Source organism: Planococcus soli (assembly GCF_016881065.1).
Lineage (GTDB): Bacteria > Bacillota > Bacilli > Bacillales_A > Planococcaceae > Planococcus > Planococcus soli.
Genome location: NZ_WXYN01000022.1, coordinates 255,032 through 273,528 on the forward strand (window position 1 = coordinate 255,032; position 18,497 = coordinate 273,528).

Genomic DNA, 18,497 nt, shown 5'->3' on the forward strand with positions numbered 1-18,497 from the left:
TTTTTAGTAACAGAGACTTTAAAATATGATTCAGCAGGATCTTCTTCAATCCTGCTGAGCTATTTTAATTTAAAAAGTCGGAATATTAAATTTTTTTAGCGCAGGGTTATTGTGCAAACGCTTTAAAAGGCGGCGTATCTATAGTTTTATTGAACTCAGGAAATCGTTCCAATTAACATAGAAAAGTTAATTTTTTACGAAAGTTGTATCAGCGCAGGCAAGTTGGAAAAAATCCGTTTTACTAACGGATAGATTTCACAATGCAGTGCTGTTGGGGTGGCGAATGGAGCAATATCAAAAAGGGGGAAACGAAGATGGCGAAAAAGAAGTTTGGATTTGTTTCAGTAATGTTAGCAGGAACTTTGGCCTTAACGGCTTGCGGAGGAGCTGACAGCGATTCATCATCAGGTGAAGAAGGATCGGGAGAAACGTATGTTTTGCAGGCCGGGCACTCATTGCCCGATGACCATCCTTACCACCTTGGATTTTTAGAGATGGCGGAAGCTGTTGAGGAGCGGACTGACGGGCAAGTGACAATTGAAGTTTTTGCAAACAGTGAAATCGGAGCAGAACGTGAATTGACAGAAGGCATGGGATTGGGAACAGTCGATTTGGTCGTTTCTTCAACCGCTCCTGTTACGAACTTTGTTCCGGAATTAGGGGTATTGGATGTGCCATTCCTTTTCCAGGACCGGGAATCGGCAGTGGAAATTTTAGAAGGGGACATTGGTGATGAATTGTTCGCTAAAATGGAAGAAAACGGAATTATCGGTTTGTCATGGGGAGAAAATGGCTATCGCCACATCACCAATGCCATTCGCCCAATTGAAACCCCGGAAGATTTAGAAGGTTTGAAAATCAGAACACAGGAAAACGAAATTCACTTAGCCGCTTTTGAGGCATTGGGCGCACAGCCGACTCCAATGGCTTGGACCGAAGCAATTACTGCGCTGCAGCAGGGAGTCGTAGATGCACAGGAAAATCCAGCTATCGTGGCAGATCAGTTCAGCCTATACGATGCAAACCAGCAATACATGAGTTTAACAGGACACGTTTATTCTGTAGCAATCTACATGATGAGCCAGCAGACTTACGATGAGTTGCCGGAAGAGTTGCGGGATATCGTGATGGAAGAAGGCCAGAAAGCTGGAGCCAGAGAGCGTGACCTGATTGTCGAGATGGAAGAAGAATCCATTCAGACGCTGAAGGATAACGGTGTGGAAATTATTGAAGACATTGATACTGCGCCATTCCAGGAAGCTGTACAGCCTGTCTATGAAACAATTGAACATCAGGATCTGTTGAATGAGATTTTGGACGCCCAGTAAAACAAATGATTAACTAAAGAAAATCTGAAAAAGAGAGAAATCATTCTCTCTTTTTTATATCGGGGGAAAGGCGATGAACAAATTAATCGGCTATATGAATTTTGGCATTAAACATGTATTGAACATTATTATGGGTCTGCTGGTTACGGTTGTTTTTCTTCAGGTTATTTTCCGATTCATACTGAATTCGCCGCTTGCCTGGACCGAAGAATTGGCACGATACAGCTTGATTTGGCTGACGTTTTTAGGTGCAGCTTATGCGATGTCGACAAAAGCTCATATCGGCATGGAGTTTTTTGTTAATTTGTTTGGTGTTTCTGTTCGTAAAGCGCTGTATATTGCAGCAACTTTCGCAAGTTTGCTTTTTTTCCTGCTGATGGTAATAGAAGGCTATGACTTGGCAATGCAGGGAATGTCTCAAACGTCACCGGTCCTGCGGATTCCAATGGGGATGATTTATATGATCATTCCAGTAAGCGGAGCAATTTTGATCATCAACATGGCCTCGCAATTTTCAAAAGACTTTAAAAGCGGGGGTGTTTGAAGATGGCATTGGTACTGTTTATTTTATTGATGGCTTTATTTTTAATTAATGTTCCAATTGCAGTGGCACTTGGTCTCGCTTCTACTCTCGTGTTTTTTATCGATGGCAACGTTTCTTTGATCGTCATTATTCAGCGGATGTTCAATTCGGTTGACTCGTTTCCTTTGATGGCGATTCCCTTTTTCATTCTTGCCGGTAAATTGATGGAAAGCGGCGGGATTTCCCGGCGGCTGATTCATCTGGCCAATGTCATTTTTGGCCGTGTCAAAGGAGGGCTTGGCATTGTGTCGATCGTTGCCTGCGCCTTTTTCGCCGCCATTTCGGGTTCTGCTGCTGCTACAACTGCGGCAGTAGGGGCTTTGATGATTCCGGCGATGGTCAATAAAGGGTATGACAAAAGCTTTGCGACTGCCATACAGGCAGCAGGGGGAACCATCGGCATCATGATTCCGCCAAGTGTACCGCTGGTGCTTTACGGTGTAGCAGCTGGGGTTTCCGTCAGTGAATTATTTATCGCAGGAATCGTACCTGGTTTGTTCGTTATGGTCTCGCTGATCCTACTGGTCTATCTGATTTCCTTGAAAGAGGGATATGGCGGAGGCGAAAAGTTCGGCTTTAAAGATTTCTTTAAGGCATTTCTCGATGCTTTTTTGGCATTGATGATGCCAGTAATTATTTTAGGCGGCATTTACGGAGGGATTTTCACACCGACAGAAGCTGCAGTTGTGGCAGTAGTCTACGGATTAATCGTTGGGGTCTTTATTTACCGTGAAATCAAGTTGGCAGATTTATCGAAGATTTTTTCTTCCTCTGTTGTTGTGACAGCAGTCATCATGTTCATCATCGCAGGGGCTTCCGTATTCGGCTACTATTTGACGCGGCAGCGCATCCCGGCTGAATTGACCGAGCTGATGCTTAGCGTGACGGACAATTGGATCATTGCTTTATTGATCATCAACTTGCTGTTGCTAATTTGTGGTGTTTTTCTGGAAACTTCAGCAGCCATTATTATTTTAACGCCAATTCTCGTGCCAATTGCCAATGCTCTTGGAATTGATCTTGTGCATTTCGGCATTATCATGATTGTCAATCTGGGAATTGGGTTTATCACACCGCCAGTCGGCGTCAATTTATTTGTTGCGGCGAATATTGCAGGGACGAAGTTTGAAAGCCTGCTGAAAGCGATTGTTCCATTTATCCTAATTATGATTGTTGATGTACTCATTATTTCGTTTATTCCAGGAATCAGTTTATTCCTTCTTGGAGATTAAATAATTGGAGGAGAGTTTATGACAGCTTATCAAATAGCGGTGCTTCCCGGAGACGGGATTGGGCCGGACGTTACAAAAGAAGCAGTAAAAGTTTTGGAAGCGTTAAAACAGCAGGATGCCACTTTCAATATTGAGTTTAGAGAATTTGAATGGGGCAGTGAGTATTACTTGAAAAACGGACATATTATGCCATCAGATGGGTTAGATCAACTCAAGGGATTTGATGCGATCCTATTTGGTGCAGTGGGAGACAAACGGGTGCCGGATGAAGTGACTATTTGGGAGTTGATCATGCCGATCCGCAAAAATTTTCAACAATACGTTAACATGCGTCCGATCAGACGCTTGGCAGGCATCGAATCTCCATTGAAAAATGATCAGCCGATTGACTTTATGGTGTTCCGTGAAAATGCGGAAGGGGAATATTCGAATATTGGCGGCCGGCTATATCAGCAGCAATCGCAGGAAATGGCGATACAAAATACAGTCATTACTAAGCAAGGGGTCGAGCGCATTGCAAAATATGCGTTCGAATACGCTCGAAAAAATAACAAATCCAAAGTGACCAGCGCCACCAAATCCAATGCCATCATCCATTCGATGAAGCTATGGGATGAAGTGGTGGAGACGGTAGCGAAAGATTACGGCGATATCGAGCTCGAGAGCAATTTCATTGATGCCTTGGCCGCTTATTTTGTCATGCGGCCGGAGTCATTTGAAGTGGTGGTTGCTTCCAATCTGTTCGGAGATATTTTGACGGATCTTGGAGCGGCTTTAGTTGGAGGTCTTGGAGTATCGCCATCAGGCAATATCAATCCCGAAGGCAATTTCCCTTCCATGTTCGAAGCTATTCATGGTTCAGCACCGGACATTGCCGGCAAAGGAATTGCCAACCCAATCGCCCAAATATGGTCAGCGGCTTTAATGCTGGACCACTTAGGGCGGCCGGACTTGTCGACAGCAATCGTTGAAGCGATTGAACAGGTACTCCAAGAAAGAAAGGTGCTGACACCGGATCTCGGAGGCAATTCCACGACGCAGCAAGTCGGATCCGCAATTGCGGAAAAGCTTAAACAGCTCGTAACCAAATAGGAGGAGATTTGATTGAACCTAGACAATAAAGTAGCGATTGTTACCGGTGCCGGCGGCGGAATGGGCAAAGTGGTCGTTGAGCAATTTCTCGCACAAGGAGCAAAAGTGGCAGGCATCGATATCCAAGTCGATGGCCTCGCTGAACTGGAAACTCAATACCCGGGCCAGTTGCTGGTCATCGAAGGCAATTTGACGGATGAACAGAGTGTTGAAAATGCAGTAAAAAAAACTGCGGACCTTTTTGGGCAGGTCGATGTATTGGCAAACGTCGCAGGGATTGCACAAGCGGCAACTGATATTGAAAATGTGTCCTTGAAAGATTGGGAACGCATCATGTCAATCAATTCAACAGCAGTCTTTTTAACTTCACGTGCAGTAGTGCCTTATATGAAACAGCAGAATAGCGGATCGATCATCAATATCGCCTCTGTTTCTGTAGATCGTCCTCGTCCAGGTTTGAATGCCTATGTAGCCTCTAAGGGAGCGACGATTTCGTTGACAAAAGCGCTGGCCATTGAATTGGCGCCTTACAATATTCGGGTTAATGCGATCAACCCTGGCCCGGCTGATACAAAGATGCTGGGGGAATTTACAGCAGCGGGCAGTGATGAGGGTGAAGCAAAAGAAAATATATTCCGCAAAAGTGTGCCGCTGGGTGACTTGATCACACCGGAAGCGATTGCCAATTGTGTTTTGTACCTCAGCTCCGATTTAGCCAAAATGATGACGGGCAGTGTAGTGAATGTTGATGGAGGACGCGGAATCTAATTGAAAAGAGGCGCAAAAAGTGAAAAAACAGCAGATGTATATAAACGGAAAATGGGTAAGCAGTATCGGAAATGAGTGGTTTGAAACAAAGAATCCAGGCACCGGTGAAGTGCTGGCAGAAATTCCAAGAGGGAAGAAAGAAGATGTGGATGCAGCAGTCGAAGCGGCCCGCACAACATTTGAATCAGAAGAATGGCAGTCTTTTCCACCGATTGAAAGGGGCCGGATTTTACATAAAGTGGCAGATGCCTTACGGGCGGATGTGGAAGAAATCGCTTTGCTGGAAACGCTGGATACCGGTAAACCTTTGACCCAGGCACGTAAAGATGTTGAGGCGTCGGCACTGTACTTTGAATATTATGCGGGAATGGCCGATAAAATTTTTGGTGAAACCATACCGGTTCAGCCGGGGATACTGGATTACACGCTGCGGGAACCGATAGGCGTAACGGCGCACATTGTCCCTTGGAACTACCCGCTGCAAATCATTTCCCGCTCTACGGCCGCTGCAATTGCGACAGGCAATACTGTTGTCGCAAAACCCGCGGAAGATACGCCATTGACCGCCATCAAATTGGCCGAGATCTTTGATCAAACAGATTTGCCGAAAGGTGTCTTTAATCTGGTGACTGGTTATGGCTATGAAGCGGGATCTGCAATATCCGAACATCCGGATGTTGATCACATTACATTTACTGGTTCAGTCCAAACAGGTTCAGCCGTCATGATGGGAGCAGCCAAAAACGTCAAGCCGGTAACTTTGGAACTTGGCGGCAAATCCCCGAACATCGTTTTTGATGATTGCGACCAAGAGGAAGCAGTGGACTGGGTGGTGCGTTCGATTATTCAAAATGCCGGCCAGACCTGTTCTGCAGGTTCTCGTCTGCTGATTCAGGAGACCATTAAAGATGAATTTCTGAAAAAGGTCGTGGTGAAAATGGAAGAGATCCAAATCGGCAAAGGGGTAGACGATTTGGATCTCGGTCCGATTCTTAATGAAAAGCAATTTACGCGCATTCTGGAATTCATGGATGTAGCAAATAAAGAAGGAGCCGCTTTCCTGACAGGCGGCAAGCGCGAGGAAACAGCCGGACTTGAGAACGGCTACTTTTTCCAACCCACTGTCATAGATGGGTTGGCACCGAAAAGCTATGTGGCTCAGGAAGAAATTTTTGCGCCTGTCGTTGCCGCGTTTTCTTTTGAAACAGAGCAGCAGGCAATTGAATTGGCCAATGGTACGGATTACGGTCTGGTGACAGGGGTCTGGACAAAAGATGGAGCCCGGGCACATCGTATAGCCAGCAAAATACGTGCGGGACAGGTTTTCATCAACAATTACGGTGCAGGCGGCGGGGTGCAGATGCCATTCGGCGGGTATAAGAAAAGTGGGTTTGGCCGGGAAAAAGGTCTGGAAGCTCTGCGCAATTACACCATCTTGAAGAATGTTGCACTAAAGTATTAAGGTTTAAACATTGGAAAAGGGCTGTCCTCGATTTGAGGACAGCCCTTTGTTTGTTTAAGGTAACTATAATTTGTTTTGACTCAATTTTTCAACCCTTTTGACAGGGGAATCATTTCCATTGAAAGTATTACTTCCAGTACCGCGGTCATTGTTCCACTGGGTGCTTTCTAACTTAAGCAACGTAAACCCTACCTTCTTTTACGTCCTTGCGATCCTTAAATCGCGCCAGTGTGAATAAGTATTCTCAAAAACATTATTGTAGAATGCCAGATTATCAAAATTTACCAGTTACCTTTGTGTTAACTAGATAAGTATCTCACAGACTTTGATAAATGTCAATGAAGAGGTTTGAATAGAAAAACTGCTTGATGTTGTATAGACATAACGGTATACAGATCGCTTTGGCCAAATTAGGTGCAAGCCACGCAAATCAGATAGAAACCATAACTTCAGATTTTCCTGATTTTCAGCTGCCGGGCCAACTGAAATAGCCAGAGATCACTTTTATTTTTTGTCTTCCCTTTATTGGTGTATAATTGTAGGCATTACTGATGGTGGAAGAAGGAGACTCTTATGAATAAGCATTATGCGGATGACAGTTTGGCACTACATACAGATTTATATCAAATCAATATGTCGGAGGCTTATTGGGCAGATGGCATGCACGAGCGGAAAGCGGTATTTGAATTATTTTTCCGCAAACTGCCCTTTGGCAATGGCTACGCTCTTTTTGCCGGATTGGAACGTGTGCTGGATTACTTGAAAAACTTCAAATTTACGGACAGTGATTTGGAATATCTTCAGGAAGAGCTCGGATATAAACAGGATTTTCTCGATTATTTGCGGACGATCCGATTTACAGGAAATGTTTATTCAGTAATGGAAGGTGAACTGGTCTTCCAGAATGAAGCGTTGATCCGTGTAGAAGCACCTCTTGTGGAAGCTCAATTAATCGAAACTGCGCTGTTGAACATCGTTAATTACCAAACCTTGATCGCAACTAAAGCAAGCCGGATCAAGCAAATTGTGAAAAATGAGCGGGTCATGGAATTTGGAACAAGACGGGCACAGGAAATGGACGCAGCCATTTGGGGTACGCGCGCAGCTTACATTGGCGGGCTTGAAGCGACCAGCAATGCGCGGGCAGGAAAGAAGTTCGGCATCCCGGTAGCAGGAACACATGCCCATTCGATGGTGCAGGCTTATAAAGATGAGTATGAAGCTTTCCATGCCTATGCAAAACGCCATAAAGACTGCGTCTTTTTAGTGGATACATACGATACATTAAAATCCGGATTGCCTATTGCCATAAAAGTGGCGCAGGAGCTGGGAGATCAGATCAACTTCCACGGAATCCGCTTGGACAGCGGTGATATTGCATTCTTATCCAAAGAAGCGCGGAAAATGCTCGATGCAGCAGGTTTTGCGGATGCAGAAGTAGTGGTTTCCAATGACCTGGATGAATACACCATTTTAAACCTAAAAGCTCAAGGGGCACGTGTAGATTCCTGGGGCATCGGGACGAAACTGATCACTGCCTATGATCAGCCAGCGTTGGGGGCAGTATATAAGTTAGTAGCGATTGAAAATGAAAACGGCGAGATGGAAGATACCATAAAAATTTCAGGAAATGCAGAAAAAGTCACCACTCCGGGACTGAAAAGTGTTTACCGGATCATAGATAGGGAAAATGGAAAATCAGAAGGTGACTATATTGCGATGCATGACGAAGATCCTGCTTCTGAAGAGCGTTTGAAAATGTTCCATCCTGTCCATACCTTCGTATCGAAATTCGTGACAAATTTTGAAGCAGTCAATATTCACCACAAAGTTATTGAAGATGGACAGGTGGTTTACGAAAACCCGAGTTTGCCTGAAATGCAGGCCTATGCAAGAAAAAACATGGACCTGTTATGGGATGAGTATAAACGCTCACTGAATCCTGAGGAATATCCGGTAGATCTCAGCCAGAAATGCTGGGACAATAAAATGAAGAACATCCAGGAAGTGCGCCAGGCGGTCCATGATTATATTCGAGACTAAGGGGGATTCAAAATGTCTACTTTGCAACAGCAAATTATTGAAGAGCTGAAAGTGCAGCCTTCCATCCAACCAAAAGAAGAAATTGAACGCACGGTGTCATTTTTAAAAGAGTATCTCAAGCGCCATTCGTTCTTAAAAGGATTTGTGTTGGGAATTTCAGGAGGCCAGGATTCCACATTGCTTGGCAAGATAGCCCAAATGGCAATCGATCAGTTGAATGAGGAAACAGGTGGGCAGGACTATGAATTTTATGCCGTCCGCTTGCCATACGGGGTGCAGTTTGACGAACATGATGCTAAAGACGCGCTGGAATTTATTCAGCCGACTAAACTTTACACTATCAACATCAAAGAAGCTGTTGATGCCAGCGACCGGGCATTGGAGCAAGCGGGCATTGGACTGTCCGATTTTGCAAAAGGGAACGAAAAGGCCCGTGAACGGATGAAGGCCCAATATTCAGTGGCAGCCATGCATAAGGCCGTTGTTTTGGGAACAGATCATGCAGCAGAGGCTATCACCGGATTTTATACGAAGTTTGGGGACGGTGCAGCGGATTTGACCCCGCTGTTTCGCTTAAACAAGCGCCAGGGACGGGCTATGTTAAAAGAACTTGGTGCTCCTGAACATCTGTACATGAAAATTCCCACTGCGGATCTGGAAGAAGACAAACCGGCGATTCCTGATGAAATAGCTCTCGGAGTAACATACGAAATGATCGACGATTATTTGGAAGGCAAGAAAATTCCGGCAGATGCTCAGGAGAAACTGGAAGGCTATTATTTGAGAACACAGCACAAGAGGCAGTTGCCTATTACAGTGTTTGACGATTTTTGGAAATAACAAGAAAAAGCAGGGTCTCTTCGGGAGACCTTGCTTTTTTTATGGGCTAAGCGATAGAAGGAAAAGCCGACGCAGTTGAGTTATTATCCATTATTCGTTATGATTACGATAAGATTGTGATAATTCAAAACATTTTCTGATTTGTATTGGAGGAACTATAGATGAATGCAAAAGAGCGGTTGGAACAAGTAATTGATAATATTGAAAAAGTGATTATCGGCAAGCGCAATATTGTAGAGTTGAGCATGGTGGCGATGCTGTCTCATGGCCACGTTTTGCTTGAGGATGTTCCAGGTGTCGGAAAAACGATGCTGGTCCGCGCCTTGGCGAAATCAGTAGGAGCCGATTTCAAACGGATTCAGTTTACGCCGGATTTGCTGCCGTCGGATGTTGTAGGTGTCTCCATCTATAACCCGAAAGACATGGAATTCCACTTCCGCCCAGGGCCGATCATGGGCAATATCATTTTAGCTGATGAAATCAACCGGACGTCACCAAAAACGCAGTCTTCTCTTCTTGAAGCGATGGAAGAAGCCTCGGTCACCATTGATGGTGTCACGATGCAGATTCCTAAACCCTTCTTTGTCATGGCAACGCAAAATCCGATTGAATACGAAGGCACTTACCCACTGCCGGAAGCCCAGCTTGATCGCTTTTTATTAAAAATTAAAATGGGGTATCCAACGCCTAAAGAAGAAATGGAAGTACTGAACCGTGCACGGTCTGCAGCACCGATTGAAGAATTGACCTCAGTAATTTCCCTCAACGAGCTGCTAGAACTTCAGGAGCAGGTGAAAACCATTAAAGTAGATGAAACTATCCGCAGCTATATCGTCGATTTGTCCAGGCAGACCCGCCAGGATTCCTACGTATATTTGGGTGTTAGCCCGCGTGGTTCGATTGCATTGATGAAAGCTTCGCAAGCCTATGCTTTGTTAAGAGGACGGGATTATGTAACACCGGATGATGTGCAGTATTTGGCGAAGTTCGTTTTCGGGCATCGCATCATGCTTCGATCAGAAGCCCGTTACGATGGGATAACAGCAGAAGAAATTACGGAACGAATTTTAGCGAAAACACGCGTGCCTGTTCAAAGGCTAGTTGGCCAATGAATCGACTGAAAAAAATTATAAGTTTATGGGGGCGTCTGCTCCTCGTTTTATTTATCCTTTTTTTAACGTTTTCTTTTGCCATGTTCCAAGGCGGATTTGTCAGTTGGTTTATTTTTTATATGTCTCTGCCATTTATCCTCTATTCGGTTCTGCTTACATTTTATCCGTTGCAGGATGTCGAAGCCTCCAGGGAAATTCATACGGCGCAGGTGCGTAAAGGCGGAAGTTTTTCAGCCACAGCCACTATTTACCGGAAAACCCCGTTTCCATTGCTGTATACCGTTTTAAGAGAACAAACCACTTCGCCTTCCTTAAACAAAAGAATGGCTGGCCAGCAGCAGAAAATGATTGTTCCGGGATTCCGAAAAAGGTATTCCTGGACTTATGCGGTCGACCAGATGCCAAGAGGAGAACATGTACTGGAAGGAATTCACCTGGAAGTCGCTGATTTTTTCGGCTGGGTGAAAAAAAATCGACTTTTGCCGATCCAGCAAATTGTGTTGGTTTATCCGACTACTGTAGAAATCACCTACCGGCCAATGGAGTCGCGCTATGACCAAGGTTCAATGGCGGCTCCTTTTACGCTGGTGAAGGATACCACCATAGCAAGTGGAATCAGGGATTACCAGCCTGGCGACCGTGTCTCGTGGATTCATTGGAAATCATATGCACGCACCCAGACTTTGCGCACGAAAGAATTTGAAGATCGCCAATCGCAAGAGCTTTTTTTGTTGGATGACCGAAAGGCTTCAAAAAATTTCGAGCTGCAGGTAGAGCTGGTAGCATCCATTCTGCAGTCGGTTGTTCGGGCCAATTCGAGCCTGGCCTATCTGTCTGTTGGCCAAAATCCCAACTATTTTCCGCTGATTCAAACGGAGGAACATCTGCAGCGGGTGATGTATCATTTGGCGAAAGTGCAAAGTGATTTGGATAAGCCAGCTGATCAGGCGATTGGCCGTGAGCTTCAGCGGATGAACACTTCCAGTCTGCTTTATGTGACCTGCCATTTGACAATGGACATGGTGCAGGCGATTAGAAAAAACGCTAAAAATTTAAGCAACTGCATGTGTTTGGTTGTTGCTAATAAAGGAGAACCATTGCTCAAAGAAGATGAAGAAGTTCACCAGTTTGCACGTTCGAAAGGATTTGTAGTCAAGCGGGTGAGTCCAGAGAACTTTGCAACAGTGTTTACGGAGGTGAACCGCCAATGACTTCCATAAGGAAAAATAAACTGTTTATGGCTGTGTTATATGCACTGGTTTTCTTTATGCTGGCTGAATGGCTGACACCTGTTATTGTGCTGACGGCAACAGGCCATAAAGCATTGTTTTTGATTTTTGTGGCTGCCGGTTTATTAATGGCTTTTTTACGGGTTCCGTGGTGGTTTTCCGGACCTTTAAAAACTTTGTACATCTTGTGGTTCATCGTTTATGTCTATACCGGCAATGTGTTTTTTACGGGTGAAGCCATTGCCTTTCTCCGGACAGATTTCGGTCTGAATTTCTCCGCCCTAATGTCCCAGGACTGGGCCGGAACGACGGATGTTTTCCGCACCGTCCTGTTTTTCGTTTTATTGTGGATGGCGATTTATTTGATCCATTACTGGGTGAGCTTCAGGTTGAGTATCTTCCTGTTTTATTTGTTGACTGTCATATTTATCGCGGTATTGGATACTTTCAGCCCGTATTCGGGAGAAACGGCCATCATTCGGATCATGGTCATCGGCTTGCTTCTCGCGGGCTTGCTGCATTTGGCGCGTTGGATGGAAGGGCATCGCATATTGGAGCGAACGGATAAATTGGCCATGTTTGCTGTGCCGCTTGTTTTATTGGTGGCGGGTTCAACTGCTTTGGCTTTGTATCTGCCAAAAGCCGGTCCGATTTGGCCGGATCCGGTTCCGTTTATCACCTCGTTCTCTGGACAAGGGGGTGTCGGAAGCGGAGGCAATGTGGGCAGAATAGGTTACGGAGTGGATGATTCACGGTTGGGCGGTTCTTTTATCGGAGACGATACAGCCGTTTTCCAGGCAGAAGTGTCGGAAGGCCAGTATTGGAAGGTCGAATCGAAAGATTTTTATACGACAAAGGGCTGGGAACTTACCGAGAACGTAGGTGAATCATTCGTCTACGGAAACAGCGAAACTGTTGAAACAGATTTTGTTCTAGATGAAGAAGAAGAACTGGAATCGGCTCAATTATCGATGGAACAGGGATTCCCGTTTGTCCTTTATCCTTATGGAACCGAATCTTTTACAATGGAAGAGTCATTGGACTACCAGTATAGTACGGCGGATCAGCGTTTTGAAACTTATCAAGATGGGGAAGAGTTTGAACCTGAAGCATATGAAATCAGCTTTACTGAGCCGAGCTATAGTCTGACTGCTTTACGCGATACAAGCCCGGAAGAATTAGCGGAGCTGCCTGCCGAGTTTGACCGGTTTTTGCAATTGCCGGATGAGCTGCCCGAACGTGTGGGTGATTTGGCGGCGGAAGTTACTGAAAGCAGTGAAACAGTCTATGACAAGACACGCGCAATCGAGCGCTATTTCAGCACTTCAGGATTTGAGTACAGCCAATCCGATATTCCAGTGCCTGAGGCTGACGAAGATTATGTGGACCAGTTTTTATTCGAAACACAAAGAGGTTATTGTGATAATTTTTCGACCTCAATGGTGGTCATGCTGCGTTCTTTGGATATCCCTGCCCGTTGGGTCAAGGGATTTAATGAAGGAGAGCTGGTCGATTCAGACGGCGATACCGATGTTTATCAAGTGACAAATAATAATGCCCATTCTTGGGTAGAGGCTTATATGCCTGGAGTTGGCTGGATGCTTTTCGAACCGACTATCGGCTTTACCGGAGCTTCTGCCATCGATTTTGATTTAGAACTGGATGCGGACGATCCGGAACAGCCTGAAGAACAGGAAAGTCCACTAGCTGAAGATCCGGAAACTGCGGAAGAGGAAGAAGCGGCAGTAGCTTCCGGTCCTTCTTTCTGGGACCGGTTTACCGATTCCATTTCAGCGAATCGCTGGAAGATCCTCTGGACGTTAGTTGGGCTCGTACTTGCTGCAACGATACTTTTCAAAATTCGGCATAGATGGATGCCGAAGCTGCTGATCTCCTATTACCGAAGAGGCAGTGGAGGAACAGCACGGTTTGAAAAAGCCTATCTGAGATTGTTGAAGCAACTGGAATTGTACGGCATTAACAGACGCCCGGGGCAGACATTGAAATCTTACGCAGCTTACATCGATTCATTTTTCGGCACGAGGGAAATGTCCAAGTTGACTGAGGCATACGAGCGCACGGTTTATGGGGGCGACGAGGAATCGGTTGACTGGCCTGAGTTAAGGGAAAGTTGGGAAAATTTAATCAATCGGACAAGCGGTTGATTTTACGACTTTTAGCTTGTACAATTGAGAAAATTATAGATTACAGGTGCCCTCATATATGTCCGGTGATATGGATCGGATGTCTCTACCAAGTCCCCGGAAATGACTTGACTATGAAGGTGGATGACGCATGCTTTTTTGACATGTGCATTCGCCTTTTTGATGTAGAGCAGAAGAACGCGAGGTCCAATTTTCGCGTTCTTTTGCTATTTTGAGGCCTGAATTGAATAGAAGAGGTGAAGGTTTTGCCAGTTAGTCCAATGTTGAAAGAGCAGAAAAAAATCGTCGTTTTGGATTTCGGAAGTCAGTACAATCAGTTGATCACCCGCCGCATCCGCGAAATCGGAGTATACAGTGAACTTCATCCGCATACCGTCACTGCCGAAGAAATCAAAGATATGAATGCCACGGGAATCATTTTCTCAGGCGGTCCAAATTCGGTATACGACAAAGACGCTTTTTCCATCGATGATGCGATTTTTGAAATGGGCTTGCCGATTTTAGGGATTTGCTACGGCATGCAGCTGATGGCGCTGCACTTGAAAGGGAATGTGGAGAAATCCCAAAACCGCGAGTATGGCAAAGCTGAGCTGAAGTTGACCAAAGAAAGCAAGATTTTCAAAGACCTTCCTGAAGAGCAGATTGTCTGGATGAGCCATGGCGACTTGGTTACAGCAGCCCCTCCTGGATTTGACGTCATTGGAACAAGCTCAGGCTGTCCAATCGCTTCCATGGCAGACGAAAGCCGCGGATTCTACGGAGTTCAATTCCACCCGGAAGTTCGCCACTCGATCTACGGCAACGACTTGCTGCGTAAGTTTGTCTATGACGTTTGCGGCATGGCAGATGACTGGTCAATGGAAAATTACATTGAGCTGGAAATTGAAAAAATCCGTGAAGAAGTCGGCGACAAAAAAGTTCTTTGTGCACTTAGCGGCGGCGTGGATTCTTCTGTTGTCGCTGTCTTGATTCACCGGGCGATTGGCGATCAATTAACATGTATGTTCGTCGACCACGGACTTCTCCGCAAAGGGGAAGCAGAAAGTGTCATGAAGACTTTTGCTGACGGATTCAACATGAATGTCATCAAAATTGATGCGCGCGACCGCTTTATGAGCAAGCTTGAAGGTGTTACTGATCCAGAGAAAAAACGTAAAATCATCGGCAATGAATTTATCTATGTATTTGATGACGAAGCGTCAAAATTGGAAGGTATGGATTTTCTCGCACAAGGAACACTTTATACCGATATTATCGAAAGCGGTACGACCACTGCCCAAACCATTAAATCGCACCACAACGTAGGCGGTTTGCCGGATGACATGCAGTTTAAGTTGATCGAGCCATTGAACACGCTGTTCAAAGACGAAGTGCGTGTTCTCGGAAAAGAGCTTGGCATGCCGGATGAAATTGTATGGCGCCAGCCTTTCCCGGGTCCAGGTCTTGGCATCCGCATTATGGGGGCAGTAACAGAAGAAAAGTTGGAAATCGTCCGCGAGTCTGACTGGATTCTTCGCGACGAAATCAGTAAAGCCGGTCTTGACCGTGACATTTGGCAATACTTTACCGTTCTGCCGGATCTGCGCAGCGTTGGCGTTATGGGCGATGCCCGTACGTACGATTATGCGATCGGCATTCGTGCAGTTACCTCAATTGACGGCATGACTTCTGATTGGGCCCGGATTCCTTGGGAAGTGCTGGAGAAAATCAGTGTCCGCTTAGTCAACGAAGTAGACCACATTAACCGCGTGCTATACGACATCACGAGCAAGCCGCCTGCTACGATTGAGTGGGAGTAAGTCTGAAGATGCCAGCTAAGCAGCTGGCATCTTTTGTCTGTTACACGAACTTTTTTTATTATTTAGCATTAAATGTTCGTGTTTAGTATTGTTCTTTCAGTTTGTACATGTTATATTACGAAAGAAATTAAATAAGCTTGTCGTATAATGTCGGGGATAAGGCCCGAAAGTTTCTACCGAGTTACCGTAAATGACTCGACTACGATTTTAACCCGCTCATTTTTTGGTGAGCAGGGTGCCTTTCATTTTTTTACGTGGAAGGGTAAATCGAACGCATACGGCATTCCGCTGTATGCGTTTTTCTTTTGTAGAGATTATACACAGGCATTCGGAGGAATCAGAATGAAAAAGTATTTTCAGTTTGAAGAACTGGGAACGAATTATCGCCGGGAATTCATCGGTGGACTAACAACATTTTTAGCGATGGCTTATATTTTAGTCGTTAACCCGCTGACATTAACGTTGGAGTCGGTTCCTGATCTTCCAGATGCGATGCGGATGGATTACGGAGCTGTCTTTATGGCAACTGCTTTAGCTGCTGCAATCGGATGTTTGGTTATGGGGATATTGGCGAAGTACCCAATCGCTCTTGCTCCCGGCATGGGCCTTAATGCATTCTTTGCCTACACGGTTATCCTTACTTACGGAATTCCTTGGCAAACGGCTTTAACAGGGGTTTTGTTTTCCGGTCTTATTTTTATTCTCATTACATTGACGGGTCTTCGTGAACTGATCATCAACTCAATTCCTGCTGAATTGAAATACGCAGTAGGAGCTGGTATCGGACTTTATATTACGTTTATCGGGCTGCAAAACGCAGGAATCATTGTCGGGAATCCCGATACGTTGGTTGGTCTGGGAGACCTGTCGAACAGCTCTGCGCTGCTGGCGATCTTCGGTTTGCTTGTCACGGTTATCTTCATGGTCCGGGGCATACAGGGTGGAATCTTTTTCGGTATCATGATCGCGGCAATTGTCGGAATGATTTTTGGCGTCGTCAACTTGCCAAGTGCGATCATTGACTTTAATGTGCCAAGCATGGCACCCACATTCGGTGTCGCGCTTGAACCGATTTTCAATGACTTTGGTTCATTGTTGAATATCCAGTTTCTTGTCGTGGTATTAACATTCCTGTTCGTCGATTTCTTCGACACAGCGGGGACATTAGTGGCTGTAGCTAATCAGGCTGGTTTAATGAAAGACAATAAACTTCCAAGAGCAGGCAAAGCGCTTTTGGCTGATTCGATTGCTACTGTGAGTGGGGCGATCTTCGGAACATCAACGACCACTTCGTACATTGAATCGACGGCAGGAGTTGCTGCGGGAGCTCGATCCGGATTTGCCGCTGTCGTCACAGGGGTGCTGTTCCTCATCTCGATACTCTTTTATCCGCTGCTTGAAGTAATTACAAGCGCGGTGACAGCTCCAGCTTTGGTAATCGTTGGTGTCTTGATGGTTTCGGCTCTTGGGAAAATTGACTGGACGAAATTTGAAATTGCAGTACCGGCATTCTTGACAATGATTGCCATGCCGCTTGGCTACAGTATTGCAACAGGAATCGCGATTGGTTTTATCTTTTATCCGATCACCATGATCGTAGCAGGAAAAGGCAAGCAGGTTCATCCAATCATGTATGGGTTGTTTGTAATTTTTGTTTTGTATTTCATTTTCATAGCGTAAATATAAAAATCCACCAGAATGATTGGTGGATTTTTTTCTTTTGATAATTTGTAAAATCAAGTACAACACTTCGTCCATGAGTGCTTCGTTCACCATCCTCTGCTTCAGGTATCTATTGATCAACTGGACTGCCATATTTCAGTGAGGTTCACTGACGGTGCCAAAGTATTCACGCAATAGTAGCAATTGGCATTTTTATCGCTATCATGAGAAGTGCGGTTTTGCAGAGTTAAAAAATGTTCAGTTCATTTTTTGAGTGCCGTGTAAATGCAGAATTATTTTCTCCAGGGTGGTAAGGAAGAGAGAGTACTTTCTTACTGAAGTGCGCCGCTCTGCGATCTGTCATTTTGATGGCGTCTATACCAACGGGTTTTATCGTTTGGCCTTTTGCTTCATCGCCGATAGCGTCACCTGAAACAATACTTCATAAGTCCGGGGAAGATGAATTAAAAACAGAGATGCTCTTTAAAGGGGGAACTATTTTTGTAGTTAGCAAGTTTGGATAGTTTCTGCTGGGCGAGGTCCGAGGTTTCTTATGTGCGTTTCGCAACGCTTTAATTGACGCGGGAATAGCAGAAAGACTTTGACCTGATGTATGATTCTCTGTCACAGGTAGAAAAAACATTGAAATTCATTAGACTTCCCACATTACAGTCTACTCGGATAGGGCGCGATGGACATAGCCTGTCTTACGGGGTTGGGTTGCAACCCGCAATTTAAAAGAGTCTGTAAAGAACCCTTTTGTTTTCGGAAGATGCATCTAGTATTACAATTCTTCTTTTTAAAAATTTGTAGTGTATATTATAGAAGAAACTTTAAGAGTCTTTAATATTGTTGAAATAGTTGAAGTGAAAACAGGTTAATAAGTATGAGAGACAGGTGCGGGTTCAAGACTTTTTTACAAGTTAATTTCAATTGTTGTCCAAGAATAGTAACTCTTTAAATTTAAGGGGAAGGTTTGAATGTAAAGAGGCAATTCCCTTTCAAATTTGTAACGTTTTTGTAATCTTTTTATTAAGAATTTTCTGTTATAATAAAGTGGTACAACTATCCTCTTTAAAAGTATTGACTCTATAATATCATCGTGTTATATTAATCAAGTCGCCAATGAGCGCGGCGAACAATTTGAACCTTGAAAACTGAACAGCAAAACGTCAACAAACA

At 44.9% G+C, this 18,497-nt stretch carries 13 protein-coding genes and 2 riboswitches; all 13 genes read left to right on the forward strand.

Annotation, left to right across the window (positions count from 1 at the left end; translation table 11 throughout):
- Nucleotides 1-314 precede the first annotated feature (314 nt).
- Nucleotides 315-1,328 carry a TRAP transporter substrate-binding protein gene (locus GJB59_RS12470; protein WP_142828412.1) on the forward strand — a complete coding sequence of 338 codons (1,014 nt, stop codon included), beginning with the start codon at nt 315-317 and terminating at the stop codon, nt 1,326-1,328.
- Nucleotides 1,329-1,401: 73 nt separating this feature from the next.
- A complete protein-coding gene (locus GJB59_RS12475) occupies nt 1,402-1,872 on the forward strand; it encodes a TRAP transporter small permease (protein ID WP_142828413.1) in 471 nt (156 codons plus the stop codon).
- A 2-nt stretch (nt 1,873-1,874) separates the two neighbouring features.
- Nucleotides 1,875-3,143 (forward strand): TRAP transporter large permease, encoded by a 1,269-nt coding sequence (locus GJB59_RS12480; protein ID WP_142828414.1) that lies wholly within the window; start codon nt 1,875-1,877, stop codon nt 3,141-3,143.
- An 18-nt stretch (nt 3,144-3,161) separates the two neighbouring features.
- Nucleotides 3,162-4,235 (forward strand): tartrate dehydrogenase, encoded by a 1,074-nt coding sequence (locus GJB59_RS12485; protein ID WP_142828415.1) that lies wholly within the window; start codon nt 3,162-3,164, stop codon nt 4,233-4,235.
- 12 nt (nt 4,236-4,247) lie between these two features.
- Nucleotides 4,248-5,003, forward strand: coding sequence for an SDR family NAD(P)-dependent oxidoreductase (locus GJB59_RS12490; RefSeq protein ID WP_142828416.1), 756 nt, complete (start codon nt 4,248-4,250; stop codon nt 5,001-5,003).
- A 19-nt stretch (nt 5,004-5,022) separates the two neighbouring features.
- Nucleotides 5,023-6,465 carry an aldehyde dehydrogenase family protein gene (locus tag GJB59_RS12495; RefSeq protein ID WP_142828417.1) on the forward strand — a complete coding sequence of 481 codons (1,443 nt, stop codon included), beginning with the start codon at nt 5,023-5,025 and terminating at the stop codon, nt 6,463-6,465.
- Between the two features lie 573 nt (nt 6,466-7,038).
- Nucleotides 7,039-8,508: a nicotinate phosphoribosyltransferase gene (locus GJB59_RS12500; RefSeq protein WP_142828418.1), complete on the forward strand. Its 1,470-nt coding sequence runs from the start codon at nt 7,039-7,041 to the stop codon at nt 8,506-8,508.
- 12 nt (nt 8,509-8,520) lie between these two features.
- The gene (nadE, locus tag GJB59_RS12505; RefSeq protein ID WP_142828419.1) at nt 8,521-9,348 is read left to right on the forward strand and encodes an NAD(+) synthase; all 828 of its coding nucleotides are present in this window, start codon (nt 8,521-8,523) and stop codon (nt 9,346-9,348) included.
- Between the two features lie 161 nt (nt 9,349-9,509).
- Nucleotides 9,510-10,460 carry an AAA family ATPase gene (locus GJB59_RS12510; protein WP_142828420.1) on the forward strand — a complete coding sequence of 317 codons (951 nt, stop codon included), beginning with the start codon at nt 9,510-9,512 and terminating at the stop codon, nt 10,458-10,460.
- Nucleotides 10,457-11,671: a DUF58 domain-containing protein gene (locus GJB59_RS12515; protein WP_142828421.1), complete on the forward strand. Its 1,215-nt coding sequence runs from the start codon at nt 10,457-10,459 to the stop codon at nt 11,669-11,671. Before GJB59_RS12510 ends, GJB59_RS12515 begins: the two co-directional genes overlap by 4 nt.
- The gene (locus GJB59_RS12520) at nt 11,668-13,854 is read left to right on the forward strand and encodes a transglutaminase domain-containing protein (RefSeq protein ID WP_142828422.1); all 2,187 of its coding nucleotides are present in this window, start codon (nt 11,668-11,670) and stop codon (nt 13,852-13,854) included. The genes GJB59_RS12515 and GJB59_RS12520 overlap by 4 nt, the downstream gene beginning before the upstream one ends.
- A 32-nt stretch (nt 13,855-13,886) precedes the next feature.
- Nucleotides 13,887-13,988: riboswitch (purine riboswitch) on the forward strand.
- Nucleotides 13,989-14,114: 126 nt separating this feature from the next.
- Nucleotides 14,115-15,653 (forward strand): glutamine-hydrolyzing GMP synthase, encoded by a 1,539-nt coding sequence (guaA, locus tag GJB59_RS12525; protein ID WP_142828435.1) that lies wholly within the window; start codon nt 14,115-14,117, stop codon nt 15,651-15,653.
- A gap of 120 nt (nt 15,654-15,773) precedes the next feature.
- Nucleotides 15,774-15,875, forward strand: a riboswitch (purine riboswitch).
- Nucleotides 15,876-15,995: 120 nt separating this feature from the next.
- Nucleotides 15,996-17,333, forward strand: a complete 1,338-nt coding sequence (locus GJB59_RS12530) for an NCS2 family permease (protein WP_142828423.1) — start codon at nt 15,996-15,998, stop codon at nt 17,331-17,333.
- Nucleotides 17,334-18,497 lie beyond the last annotated feature (1,164 nt).

Coding starts and splice junctions, on each gene's coding strand:
- GJB59_RS12470 (WP_142828412.1), top strand. CDS start 315: ATGGCGAAAAAGAAGTTTGGATTTGTTTCAGTAATGTTAGCAGGAACT.
- GJB59_RS12475 (WP_142828413.1), top strand. CDS start 1,402: ATGAACAAATTAATCGGCTATATGAATTTTGGCATTAAACATGTATTG.
- GJB59_RS12480 (WP_142828414.1), top strand. CDS start 1,875: ATGGCATTGGTACTGTTTATTTTATTGATGGCTTTATTTTTAATTAAT.
- GJB59_RS12485 (WP_142828415.1), top strand. CDS start 3,162: ATGACAGCTTATCAAATAGCGGTGCTTCCCGGAGACGGGATTGGGCCG.
- GJB59_RS12500 (WP_142828418.1), top strand. CDS start 7,039: ATGAATAAGCATTATGCGGATGACAGTTTGGCACTACATACAGATTTA.
- nadE (WP_142828419.1), top strand. CDS start 8,521: ATGTCTACTTTGCAACAGCAAATTATTGAAGAGCTGAAAGTGCAGCCT.
- GJB59_RS12510 (WP_142828420.1), top strand. CDS start 9,510: ATGAATGCAAAAGAGCGGTTGGAACAAGTAATTGATAATATTGAAAAA.
- GJB59_RS12515 (WP_142828421.1), top strand. CDS start 10,457: ATGAATCGACTGAAAAAAATTATAAGTTTATGGGGGCGTCTGCTCCTC.
- GJB59_RS12520 (WP_142828422.1), top strand. CDS start 11,668: ATGACTTCCATAAGGAAAAATAAACTGTTTATGGCTGTGTTATATGCA.
- guaA (WP_142828435.1), top strand. CDS start 14,115: ATGTTGAAAGAGCAGAAAAAAATCGTCGTTTTGGATTTCGGAAGTCAG.
- GJB59_RS12530 (WP_142828423.1), top strand. CDS start 15,996: ATGAAAAAGTATTTTCAGTTTGAAGAACTGGGAACGAATTATCGCCGG.